This is a genomic window from Geomobilimonas luticola, assembly GCF_018476905.1.
Lineage (GTDB): Bacteria > Desulfobacterota > Desulfuromonadia > Geobacterales > Geobacteraceae > Geomobilimonas > Geomobilimonas luticola.
In genome coordinates this window covers 214725-227222 of the sequence record NZ_JAHCVK010000003.1, presented here as the reverse complement: position 1 = coordinate 227222, position 12498 = coordinate 214725, and the positions used below count along the sequence as shown (strand labels likewise).

Sequence of the window (12498 nt, the reverse complement as noted above, 5' to 3'; positions counted from 1 at the left end):
GCGGTAGTTCCGCCCCCTTGCATCTCCTTGCACCAGCCCCACCCTCGTTTATTCCCCTGTCCCCAGCACCTCATGCCGGAACCGTTCGATACCGATCTCCTCGATGATCCGTCCCAGACGCTGCTCCTGGGGCCAGTTCCTGTAGAGCTCGATGATGCGGGCGATGATTGCCAGCACCTCCTCCTCCCCCGGTACGTTGTCCACGAGCAGATCTCCCAGGCGGGGACGTGCGCCGGCATTCCCCCCCACCATGATACGCCACCCCTTGGGGGTGCCCATCACGCCGATGTCCTTCACCGCCGTTTCGGCGCAGGAGACCATGCAGCCGGAAACCCCCATCTTCATCTTGTTGGGGAGCTGCATGGCATGATAGATGGCGTCGATCTTCAGACCGAGGGAGACGGAATCCTGGACACCCCGCTTGCACCAGGTGGTGCCGGGGCAGATCCTCACGCTCCGGACGCAGAGGCCGATGGCTGCCCCCGGTTGCTGGTCCAGCTCGGACCAGATGTCATCCAGATCCTCCTCCCGGATTCCGAACAGCGCGATGCGCTGGGCCGAGGTGAGTTTCAGTTCCTTGATACCGTATTTGTCTGCCACGTCGCAGATCTTGCGCAGTTCCTCTGTTGTGGTAATCCCTCCCGGGATGTGGGGGGCAATGGCATAGGTCTCGCGATCCCGCTGCAGTATCGCTCCCTTGGCGACGATATCCTTTTTCATGGCTGCTCCTCTTCAATTTGTGGAAAATGTGTGTCGGGGAATGGTTGGTGAAATGTAGCGAGCTGTCATTCTTCAATCCGGCTCGTATCAGCGGTTATGAAACGGGTGCAGAGAAAGCAGAAGCCTGCAGCAAGAGCGATTGCAACCGGCGTCACCAGCAGGGCGCTACGCAGGCCCCACCGATCGGAGAGCCATCCGAGCAGGGTCGGCGACACGGCGTCTCCCAGGGCGTGGATGAAGAATATATTGACAGCGAAGGCCATGGCACGGATTGCGGGTGGAGTAACGTTGACAATGACCGTGTTGAGGGGGCCGGTATTGAGAAAGAGGAAGAACTCGGCGCAGAACGTGGCGGCCAGGCAGCTGGTCAGGGAAGGGGTGAGGATGGCGTAGGCGGCCACAGGGGTCCCGATCAGGAAACCCCATCCCGAAACCAGCAGATAACCCTTGGGAGTTCTTGCCTGGCAGCGGTCTCCGAGCCAGCCTCCCGCCAGGGTGCCGGTAATGCCCGCTAGGACGGTGATCCCGCCGAAGAGGGTGTTTGCCTTTGCCACATCCAGGCTGTGCATGCGGCAGAGGAAAGTGGGAAGCCACTGGGCAAGGCCGCCGAGGGCAAAGGTCATGGCGGTCATGGCCAGTGTGTTGGTGACGAAGGAACGATTGGAGAAGAGGGAAGTGTAGTTTCGTTCTACAGCTTCAGACTCTGGCGAGTTAGTCATGGCGCCGCGGGCCGGCTCGTCGAGGAACCAGACCGGCAGCGCGAGTAGTATCCCCGGCATCCCGACGAGGAGGAAGGCGGTCTTCCACCCCAGGTGCTGGCCGATGAGGCCGCCGAGGAGATAGCCGAGGGCGCTCCCGACCGGGATGGCGAGGTAGAAGTAGGCGAGTATCCGGCCGCGCCGCTCCTTGGGAAAATAGTCTGCCAGAAGTCCCGGGGAAACGGTCCCGAAGCTCGCCTCACCGATACCCACAGCGGTGCGGGCGGCCAGCAGGGTCCGATAGCCGACGGCCACTCCGGCCCCGACGGTTGCGATGCTCCAGATGGCAAGCCCTCCGGCGGCGAGTCTGACCCGGTTCCACCGGTCCCCCAGCCATCCCATGAACGGTGCCGCTACCATGTAGCAGACCATGAAGGCGCTTCCCAGGAGACCGAGGGCGGTGTCGGAGAGGTTCAGATCTGCTTTGATCAGGGGGAAAACGGCATAGAGCACCTGCCGGTCGATGTAGTTGAGGAGGTTGACCGCCAGGAGCAGCGCCAGGGCATAACGGGGGGAAGAGGTTGTCTGTTGTCGGTTCATGACATGTCAGTTCCGCAGGGAAACGCTGCGCCTTCCCCTACAGCTTCTCCTCCACGGACCGGACCTTGCCGGCCATGGTATGGGCGGTCTTGTCGCGCCGGTCGTCGATCTTGATCAGGGTGGAGACCCGCACGGCCCCGGCGGTGAAGACCGACTCCTGCATCTGCCGGATGACCCGGAGAATGTCGTCTAGGTCCCCTTCCAGGATGGTCCCCATGGGGGTGAGCTGGTGGCTTATTCCCGACGCGCGAACGATCCTGAGGCACCCCGCCACGTAGCGGGAGACCCCGGTGTCGGCGGTGCCAAGGGGGGTTATGCTCACTTCGACGATGGCCATGTCAGTCTCCCTTTACTGGCGGTATTTCTCGCAGGGGCCGGTCCGTGACCCGGGTGGCGGGTCGGTGACCGTATAGATGGTGCAGACCCCGTGGTCGTTCTGGACGCACTCCAGGAACGTACAGACCAGGTAGGCCCGGTCGGCGGGGCGGCTGAGAAGCTGGTCGAGTTTTTCGGCCACGTCGGGGTGGCTGCCGATGGTTACGGCTGCCTGCTGGCGTTTCTTTTCCATAGGGACCTCCCGCTCCGGTTCCGGTCGTATTGTAGTACCAGAAACGGGGACGGTTTGCCATGCAAAAATCGGGCTGCGGATCCTCGTTGCACATACCCGGTGACGGCAGGGGGTGGGGGCTCTCCTTCCGCAAAGAGTCAAGCGTCACAGTCAATCGTTCAAACAGGCCAAACCCTTTATGCCGAATCTTTCCCAGGAACAGGCGAATGGCATTTCCATGCAGGACTCTTTTCTCCAGGAGAGCCCCCCAACCTGCCGCTCGCTGGCTTGGTGCTAACGTAGCGCCAGTTCCTGCTCCTCCAGTTTCTTGATCCGGTCCCTCAACTCCGCCGCGGTTTCGAAGTTCAACTCCTTGGCGGCGGCCAGCATCTCCTTGCGCAGCTTCTTCACCAGCTTCGGGATGTCCTGCAGGGGGACGTACTCCGTGCGGGGTTCGGCGGCGACGGGAATGGTGTAGTAGTCGTGCTCTTCCAGGGATTCCAGGATGGAACTGAATCCCTTCCTGATGCTCTGGGGGGTGATGCCATGCTCCTGGTTGAATGCCAGCTGCAGTTCGCGGCGCCTGGTGGTTTCGCCGATGCATGCCTTCATGGAATCGGTGACGGTGTCGGCGTACATGATAACCCGGCCGGCGACGTTGCGGGCGGCTCGGCCGCAGGTCTGGATGAGGGAGCGGGCGGAGCGGAGGAACCCTTCCTTGTCGGCGTCGAGGATTGCCACGAGGGATACTTCGGGGATGTCGAGCCCTTCCCGGAGCAGGTTAATCCCGACGAGCACGTCGAACTCACCCAGCCGCAGGTCGCGAATGATCTGCATCCGCTGGATGGTGTCGATGTCCGAATGGAGGTATTTTGCCTTGATGCCCAGCTCCCGGTAGTAGTCGGTGAGCTCTTCCGCCATCCGTTTCGTCAGGGTGGTGACCAGCACGCGTTCACCCCGGGCCACCGTCTCCCGTACCTGGTGGAGAAGGTCATCCACTTGGCCGGAGGCGGGGCGTACCTCGATTTCCGGGTCCACCAGCCCGGTGGGGCGGATAACCTGTTCCACGATGGCTCCTTCCGCCTGCCTGAGTTCGAAGTCGGCGGGAGTGGCGGAGACGTAAACCGTCTGGTTGAGCTTGGCGGTGAACTCCTGGAAATTGAGGGGACGGTTGTCGAGGGCCGAGGGGAGGCGGAAACCGTAGTTGACGAGGGTTTCCTTGCGGGAGCGGTCCCCCCGGTACATCCCCCCCACCTGGGGAACGGTGATGTGAGACTCGTCGATGAAGAGGAGGAAGTCTCGGGGAAAGTAGTCGATGAGGGTGTAGGGGGGCTCACCCTCATTCCGGCCGTCGAAGTGGCGGGAGTAGTTTTCGATCCCCTGGCAGAATCCCATCTCCTCCATCATCTCGATGTCGAAAAAGGTCCGTTGCTCGATCCGTTGGGCCTCCACCAGCATGTTCTGTGACGTGAACCAGCGGATCCGTTCCTCAAGTTCGATGCGGATCTGCCCGATGGCACGTTCCATGGTTTCCCGGGTCGCTACGTAGTGGGAGGCGGGGTAGATGGCGCATTTGGGGAGGCGCTGCATGACCTGTCCCCGCAGGGGGTCGATCTCGCTGATAGCTTCCACCGTGTCGCCGAAGAACTCGATGCGAAGTGCCCGCTCGTCATTGTGGGCCGGGAAAATCTCCACACTGTCACCCCTGACCCGGAAGGTGCCCCGGTGAAAATCGATGTCGTTACGCTCGTACTGAATCTCCACGAGCTTCCTGAGCAGGTCGTCCCGCCCCACGTCGTCCCCCTGGTGGAAGAAGATGTGCATCTCCTGGTACGCCGCAGGGGAACCGATGCCGTAGATGCAGGAGACCGATGCGACGATAATGACATCCCGGCGGGTGAGAAGGCTGCGGGTGGCGGAATGACGGAGCTTGTCGATCTCGTCGTTGATGGAGGAATCCTTCTCGATGAAGGTGTCGGTGGTGGGGAGGTACGCTTCGGGCTGGTAGTAGTCGTAGTAGGAGACGAAGTACTCCACGGCGTTATCGGGGAACAGCTCCTTGAATTCCCCGTAGAGCTGGGCTGCCAGGGTCTTGTTGGGGGCGAGGACAAGGGACGGCCGGTTAGTCCGGGCGATGACGTTGGCCATGGTGAAGGTTTTACCCGACCCGGTGACACCAAGGAGTACCTGGTGCCGGTCCTCGCGGAGAACGCCGTCAACGAGCTCGTCGATGGCGCGGGGCTGGTCGCCCCGGGGGGTGTGGTCGCTGACCAGTGAGAAGGTGTCCATGGGATGGATAGTACCATGCCCTGCGGTCCTTTGCATGGAGAAATGCGTTCGTCACGGGTCAGGTGGAGATTGCGGAACACTTGATTTTTTTCGTTGCCGGTGCGATACTCTGGGCAAATTCGGAACGTTGCGGAGGTTGTATGTTTGGCTTTGGGATGCCGGAACTGATTGTCATCCTTGTTATTGTCCTGGTCGTTTTTGGTGCAGGGCGTCTTCCTGAAATCGGCGGCGCATTGGGGAAGAGTATCCGGAATTTCAAACGGGCTTCGGATGGCAAGGACGAGATTGAAATCAAGCCGAAAAAGGATGGTGACCCGAAAAAAGAGGAGTAGTTTTTTCGGTATTGTTGCAGTGCATAGGTCCAAAGAGCACTTCTCCCGTTATCTCTCCGTTTTGACCCTCCCTGGCTGCCAGGTTGACGGGGTACCTGGAAGTTATTAATTAACAAATTGTATGGTTGTTCTCCTCCCGAAACTGTCGTCAGGGCACCGCGCGGCGTGGAAAGTGCCTTGGAAAGCGCCTGCGTCGCAGTGGTGCTGGCGAATTGCCTTGAAAAACAGTCCGCGACTGATATACTTGCCTCGATTATTCCCATCGACGGCGCTCTGCCGTTATCTTGTCCCGTTTAGCCGAAGTGTTTAATGAACAATTTCATCCCCATACGCCAGCACTTGGCGTTTCCGGGGAGGATGTCCGATATCGTGGCTGCTGGAGGTCTGCGTGGAGTTCGCGTGCTGCTGGACGAAAAAGGAACTCGCCCCGGAGGAGTGTCCCAATATTGCCGAGGGGGAAGAGGAACTGTACAGCGTCCACCGGCGTCGGGTTATGGAAAAGTGTCTTGATTGCCCGCTCTTTGCCAATGACCTGCTTCGTTTCAAGGAGTCCGGTCACCCCCTGGCCGAAATTTTTTCCATTGTGGTCAGTGAATTCCTCGACCAGAAGTCCCAGCTTCAGTCACTGGGGGGGTTCCTCTCCAGCAAGACCCGGGAAATAAAATTCCTCCACGAACTGAGCCTGGTTCTGCAGACATCCGTCGATCTGGACGAAGTGCTGTCGGTGGCCATGACTGCCATAACCGCAGGCAAGGGGTTCGGCATGAACCGGGCCTTTCTCCTGATGACCGACAAGGAGCGGCAGGCGTTACGGGGGTATCTGGGGGTCGGACCGCGTACCATGGAAGAGGCGTGGCATATCTGGGAGGATGTCAACCGCTCCAATCTGACCTTGCGGGATATGGCCCGCCTGTTCCAGAAGAACAAGCTATCGTCGGAGAAGGTGAAATTCAACGACATTCTCGAACGGCTAAGCGTTCCCTTGAGAGATCAACAGCATGTCTTCAACCGGGCATTGCGGGAACGGAAACCGATCCTCGTGGAGAACGCTTTTTCCAACCCGGACATCGATCCGGACCTGGCGCAACTGCTGGGGGTGGACAGCTTCCTTATCATGCCCCTGATTTCCCGGCATCGGCGCATCGGACTCATCATCGCGGACAACTGCATTACCCGGAAGCCGATCACGAGCCAGGACCTGCAATCCATGGAAACCTTTGCCTTTCCCGTAGCCTTCGCCCTTGAACGCGCCTTCCTCTACGAGCGTTTGCAGGAGGAGATCGACAAGCTTACCGTTGTCAATATCAAGCTCAAAGAACAGCAGGAGCTGATTGTCAAGATGGAGAAGATGGCCCTGGTGGGGCGGATTACGTCCAGCATCGCCCATTCCATCCGCAATCCGCTCATGATTATCGGCGGTTTCGCCCGGTCTCTTCTCAAGAACATGGAGCAGGATGATAGCAAGCGGGACTACCTGGAAACCATTGTCCACGAAGCGAAACAGCTGGAGGGGGTGCTCGAGGAGGTTCTCACCTATTCGGAATCGCTCTATCCCGCTCTGGATGCCTGGGACATCAATCAGCTTATCAGCGGGGTCAGAGATGACCTTGCAGGACACCTTGCCCGGCGCGGCGTCACCTGTATGCTGGAACTGGCGCCGGAACTCCCCAAGGTATCCATCGACTACCGGCAGATATCTTACTGCATAAAGACCATCATCACCAGTGCCCTCGAAACCGCCACTGCGGAGGGAGAAATTGTGATCCGGACCTGGCGCGATGACGGGGTAGTGGTGGTGAAGATTTCAGACAACGGCACGCCCCTTTCCCCGGAGATGGTGGAAACCCTCACCACCCCATTCATGGTAACCCAGAACCTGGGGACGGGCGTCGGCCTGCCGCTCTGCAAAACCATCCTGGAAAAGCACGGTTCACCGTTTATCATCGAAAGCTCTCCCGAAGGGGGAACGCACTATATCATCAGACTGCCGATCAAGGAGGAGATGTGACATGGCACGATTACTCGTGGTGGACGATGAAAGCAGCATCCGGCTGCTCTACTCCCAGGAACTGGCAGATGCGGGGTACGACGTGGTGACTGCCGGCAGCGCAGCGGAGGCGGCAGCGCTGCTGGAGGGGAGCGAGTTCGACCTCGTGGTGCTCGACATCAAGCTGAAGAACGAAAGCGGTCTCGACCTCCTGCAAAAGATTGTCAAGGAGCGGCACGAGATGCCGGTCATCCTCTGTACCGCCTTCTCCTGTTACAAGGACGATTTTTCCGCCTGGCTTGCCGACGGCTACGTGGTAAAATCGAGCGATCTGCACGAACTGAAAGAAGAGATTCGCAAGGTGCTGGACAAGAAAAGCAGGTAAAAGAAACAGGTAAAGGTAGAGGTAAAGGTAAAGAGAGAGAAATGGCAGGTTTGTTACTTTACCTCTACCTGTGAGCAGCGCGAACGCATGCCTTTCCACGATGTTTCACCTGATATTTACATGACAAAGGAGTCTATGCCATGAAAGCCGTGATAATGGCGGGGGGCTTCGGCACCCGCATCCAGCCCCTGACCAACAGTCTGCCGAAACCCATGGTCCCGCTGCTCAACCGCCCCATGATGCTCCACATAGTTGAACTGCTGAAGAAGTACGAAATCACGGACCTGGTGATGCTCCTCTACCACCAGCCCCACATAATCAAGAATTTCTTCCGGGACGGCACCGATTTCGGCGTCAAGATCACCTATGTAACCCCCCTGGAGGACATGGGGACGGCAGGTGCGGTCAAATGCGCCGAAAAGTACCTGGATGACCGCTTCCTCATCATCAGTGGCGACCTGTTGACCGACTTCAACCTGCAAAAGGTGATGGATTTCCATGAGCACAACAAGGCCCTGGCGACCATCACCCTCACGTCAGTGAAGGATCCCCTGCAGTTCGGCGTCGTCGTCACCGACAAGGAGCACCGGATCACCCAGTTTCTGGAAAAGCCGGGGTGGGGAGAGGTGATCTCCGACACCATCAACACCGGCATCTATGTGCTGGAGCCGGAGATTTTCAACTACATCCCCGAGGGGGAGAACTTCGACTTTTCCCAGGACCTGTTTCCGAAACTGCTGGAGAACCGGGAACCACTGTTCGGCTTCACCGCCAAGGGGTACTGGCGGGATATCGGCAATACCGACTCCTATCGCGAGGCACACCACGACATCTTCAAAGGGCGGATCAATGTCAGGATCGATGAGCCGAAACAGGATTTCGTCGGTCGCGACCTGCGCCTCGGGGCCGATGTCCGCCTGGCCGATCCGTCCCATCTTCAGGGGACCGTGGTTATCGGCGACAACTCCCAGATCCTCGGCGAGGCCCATATCAAGGATTCGGTGATCGGCCGCAACTGCACCATCGAGCCGGGGGCCAAGCTCAACCGCTGCGTGATCTGGGACAACGTGTACATCAAGAAGGGGACACGTCTGAATGATTGCGTCATCTGCAATAACGTCCGGGTCGGTCAGAGTGTCGTCATTGACGAGGGGGTCATCATCGCAGAAGAGACCTCCATCGGCGAGGAAGTGTACATCAAGCAGGACGTGAAGGTCTGGCCGCGCAAGGTGATCGAGGCGGGGGCCATCGTCACCGCCAACCTCATATGGGGGGAAAAGTGGAAGAAGTCCCTCTTCGAAGGGGCGATGATCAAGGGGCTCACCAACGTGGAGCTGACCCCGGAGTTCGTGGCCAAGCTCGGATGCGCCTACGGCACGTCGTTCCCCAAGGGGGGGTTCGTGCTCGCCGGCCGCGATGCGTACCTCGCCTCGCGCATGCTCAAGCGGAGCTTCATCGGCGGCATCCTTTCCGCCGGCGTCAATGTGCGGGACCTGCTGATGACGCCGTTGCCCATCGTCCGTTACAAGCTGAAGACCTTCGGCGAACTGGGGGGGGTCTACTTCCGGCAGGCGGCCGACGATCCGGCGTCCACCGAGATCATCTTCCTCGACAGCGATGGTCTCGATTTTTCCAGTTCCATGGGGAAAAACACCGAACGGGTCTTTTTCAAGGAAAATTTCCGTCGTGCCCACCATACGGAACCGGGGCGGATCACCGAGCTGCCGCAGGTCGTCGACTTCTACCGCGAAGGGATAACCCGGGGGCTCGACCAGGCAGGCATCCGGAAGGGGAAATTCAAGATCGTCATCGACTTCAACCATTCGCCGGCGGGCCAGGTGTTTCCCCCCATTCTCAATGACCTGGGGATCGAGGTCATCAGCCTTAATGCCTATGTGGACGAGGAGCGGGGCTCCAAGACCACCGAAGAACGTCCCGTCGGGCTTCAGCAGCTGGCCAAGATCGTTGCCACCCTGGAGGCCAATGCGGGGATCTGGCTCAGTCCCTGTGCGGAGATGATTACCCTGGTTGACGAGCAGGGGGCCATTTACGAGGGGTCCGGGTTGCTGGAGCTGTTCGTTGCCCTGACGCTCAAGGCGGGCCAGAAGGGAACCTTCGCGGTGCCGGTTCATGCCCCCTCCACCGTGGAGATCATGGCCCAGGAGCGCGGGTGCGCCGTGGTCAGGACCAAGAGCAGCGAGCGGGCCATGATCGAGGCGACCCTTTCGCCCGAAGCGGTCATGGCCGGGTCCATGGATGGCCGGTTCGCGTTTCCCAAGTTCCAGGCTGCCTTCGACGGCATGTTCGCCATCGGCAAGGCGATCGAACTCCTGGCAGCGGTCGGCAAACCCCTTTCCCATATTCTGGCCGATGTCCCGCGGCGAGCCTTTCTCCAGACCTCCGTCCCCTGCGTTTTCGAACTGAAGGGGGGGATCATGCGCAAGATGAGCGAGGACAGCCTGGACAAGGAAGCCTCCTTCATCGACGGCATCAAGGTGCATTTCGGACAGGACTGGGCGCTGGTTCTGCCGGACCAGTATCTGCCGGTGGTGCACATCGTAGCCGAGGCCAAGGAGCCGAAGGCGGCGCAGAAACTGCTGGATGAATACAAGAAAAAGGTCGAGAAGTGGAAGAAGGAACTTTAACCGTAGTTCAATGTTCCGGGTTCAACGTTCAACGCTCCACATCCTTTTCCCTGGCTGACGTCGAACCTCGAACGGGATTGCCATGGCCGAGCCCCTTTCCATAGTCTTTCTCTGGCATATGCACCAGCCTTACTACAAGGAGCCGGTCCGGGGGGAGTATCTCCTCCCCTGGACCTACCTCCATGCGGTCAAGGACTACTACGACATGGCCGCCATCGTGGCGGAGACGCCGGGGGCAAAGGTCGTCTTCAACCTGGTGCCGTCGCTTCTGGAGCAGATTCGGGATTATGCCGGCGGAACCGCGGTCGATCCCTTTCTGGTACGGGGTAAGATGGCGCCGGCCGAGATGGCCGAAGAGGACCGGCTCTTTCTCCTGGAGAACTTTTTTTCCGCCAATCGCCAGCGGATGATAGAACCCTATCCCCGGTATCTGGAGCTGCTCTACCTGGCGGGGGACGGTGCCGCAACGAGACTCTCCGACCGGTTGCGTCACTTCCGGGAACAGGAACTCCTCGACCTGCAGGTCTGGTTTTTCCTCGCCTGGACCGGCGAGGCAGCCCGCCGTCGTTACCCCGCCCTGCAGAGACTGGTGGACAAGGGGAGGCATTTCAGCCCGGCGGACAAGGCGCTCCTGTTTGCGACACACCGGGAGATACTCAACGAGATCATCCCGCTCTACCGGCGCCTGCACGAGGAAGGGAAAGCCGAGCTGGCGGTCTCCCCCTATTTCCATCCGATCCTGCCGCTTCTCTGCGACATGAAAAGCGCCCAGACGGCCATGCCGAGGGTGACTCTCCCTTCACAGCCCTATCGCTATCCCGAAGATGCCCGTGCCCAGGTGACCGGAGGGATCGCCTACTTCAGGGATACCTTCGGATTCGAGCCGACCGGCATGTGGCCGTCGGAGGGTTCAGTGAGCGACGAGGCCCTCACCATCATTGCCGAAAGCGGTCTGAAATGGGCCGCCACCGATGAAGGTGTGCTCGTGCACACGCTTGCCGGCGGTCTTGGTCAGGGAAGGGAGAACCTCTATCAGCCCTATGCCTTCCAGTCGGGAGAGCGGCGGCTGGGACTCTTCTTCCGGGACCATGCCCTCTCCGACCTGATCGGGTTTACCTACTCCCAGTGGGATGCTGCACGGGCAGCGGGGGATTTCGTCGGCAGGCTGCTCGATTTGCGCCAGCGGGCTCCCCACGCCCGGGTCGTGCCGGTCATCCTGGACGGCGAGAACGCCTGGGAGTATTACCCCGACAATGGCCACCCTTTCCTTCCCCGGCTGTACGGGGCAATTGCCGCCGAAAAGGGGCTGCAGCTGGCAACCTTCAGTGAGATCCTCGAACGGTCGGCGCCCCGGCAGGTGCTCCAGCACATTTATCCCGGCTCCTGGATCAATGCCAACTACGGAATCTGGGTCGGCCACCCGGAGGAGAACCTGGGATGGGATTACCTTGCGCGAGCCCGGGCCGCGGCAGTGGAGTTGGATGACGAGATGGCGAACCTGCTGTCGGCCGGAGGAGGAGCCCTCGACCCTTCCGCGACGGTCGATGACCGGCGCCGGCAACTCTGCCGGGCTCTTTATGCAGCGGAGGGGAGCGACTGGTTCTGGTGGTACGGCGATGACCACTTTTCTCCCCACAGCGACCGTTTCGATGCGCTGTTCCGGAAATACCTGATACACGTCTACACCCTGCTCGGCAAGGAAATCCCCCGTGAACTGTACCAGCCGATAAAGCAGAAAAGCCCGGCCGGTTTCGTGCGGGAGCCGGCGGCTCTCATTACCCCCATCGTCAACGGACTGGTGGCGGACTATTTCGAGTGGCTGGCAGCCGGTCTCTACGACCTGACCAAGCAGGCCTCGGCCATGCACGCCGCGGAAAGCCTCCTGCAGTCGTTTTTCTACGGCTTCGACCGCACTAACCTCTACTTCAGGATCGACGGAGTCTCCTCTCTCGACCGCTCCCTCCATGCAGGGGACAGCCTCGGTATCCACCTCCTTACCGAGCGGGAATGGCGGGTCACCATGGATATGGGGGGTGGTGAGGCGAAGTTGCAGTGCAAAGAGGATGGGGGATGGGCAGATACCGGCATTACCTGTGTCTGGAAAATTGCCCGGGTCTGCGAGATCGCGATTCCCGTCGATGCCATCAAGCTGGCGCCGGGGGGGAAGCTGTTCGCCTATCTTACCCTGGTTCGCGGTCGGGAAGAGGTGGGGCGCTGGCCGACGGATGCCCCCATGGTGCTGAAGTACGCGGGGCCGGACATAGAACTTGAAAACTGGCTGATATAGTTCATTGT

At 59.9% G+C, this 12498-nt stretch carries 10 protein-coding genes; 5 read left to right on the top strand and 5 right to left on the bottom strand.

The features are described from left to right. Positions 1–48 precede the first annotated feature (48 nt). The 5 genes from KI810_RS10075 to uvrB form a co-directional block, all read right to left on the bottom strand. Positions 49–720: a nitrite/sulfite reductase domain-containing protein gene (locus KI810_RS10075; protein ID WP_214175404.1), complete on the bottom strand. Its 672-nt coding sequence runs from the start codon at positions 718–720 to the stop codon at positions 49–51. 65 nt (positions 721–785) lie between these two features. Next, on the bottom strand, positions 786–2018 hold the full coding sequence (locus KI810_RS10070) for a spinster family MFS transporter (RefSeq protein ID WP_214175403.1): 1233 nt from the start codon (positions 2016–2018) through the stop codon (positions 786–788). A gap of 37 nt (positions 2019–2055) precedes the next feature. Beyond that, the gene (locus tag KI810_RS10065) at positions 2056–2355 is read right to left on the bottom strand and encodes an MTH1187 family thiamine-binding protein (RefSeq protein ID WP_214175402.1); all 300 of its coding nucleotides are present in this window, start codon (positions 2353–2355) and stop codon (positions 2056–2058) included. A gap of 12 nt (positions 2356–2367) precedes the next feature. Further along, positions 2368–2586, bottom strand: a complete 219-nt coding sequence (locus KI810_RS10060) for a hypothetical protein (protein WP_214175401.1) — start codon at positions 2584–2586, stop codon at positions 2368–2370. 273 nt (positions 2587–2859) lie between these two features. Then, complete coding sequence (gene uvrB, locus KI810_RS10055; protein ID WP_214175493.1) at positions 2860–4854, bottom strand: excinuclease ABC subunit UvrB; 1995 nt, start codon at positions 4852–4854, stop codon at positions 2860–2862. Between the two features lie 140 nt (positions 4855–4994). Between uvrB and KI810_RS10050 the strand changes: the two genes are divergently transcribed. The 5 genes from KI810_RS10050 to KI810_RS10030 all read left to right on the top strand — a co-directional run bounded on the left by KI810_RS10050 (position 4995) and on the right by KI810_RS10030 (position 12490). Further along, on the top strand, positions 4995–5186 hold the full coding sequence (locus KI810_RS10050) for a twin-arginine translocase TatA/TatE family subunit (protein WP_214175400.1): 192 nt from the start codon (positions 4995–4997) through the stop codon (positions 5184–5186). Between the two features lie 388 nt (positions 5187–5574). Then, on the top strand, positions 5575–7194 hold the full coding sequence (locus tag KI810_RS10045; RefSeq protein WP_214175399.1) for a sensor histidine kinase: 1620 nt from the start codon (positions 5575–5577) through the stop codon (positions 7192–7194). Position 7195: 1 nt separating this feature from the next. Next, the gene (locus KI810_RS10040) at positions 7196–7558 is read left to right on the top strand and encodes a response regulator (RefSeq protein ID WP_214175398.1); all 363 of its coding nucleotides are present in this window, start codon (positions 7196–7198) and stop codon (positions 7556–7558) included. Between the two features lie 140 nt (positions 7559–7698). Next, entirely contained in the window at positions 7699–10203 is a 2505-nt protein-coding gene (locus KI810_RS10035) for a mannose-1-phosphate guanyltransferase (RefSeq protein ID WP_214175397.1), read from the top strand. An 82-nt stretch (positions 10204–10285) separates the two neighbouring features. Then, positions 10286–12490 (top strand): glycoside hydrolase family 57 protein, encoded by a 2205-nt coding sequence (locus KI810_RS10030; RefSeq protein WP_214175396.1) that lies wholly within the window; start codon positions 10286–10288, stop codon positions 12488–12490. Positions 12491–12498 lie beyond the last annotated feature (8 nt).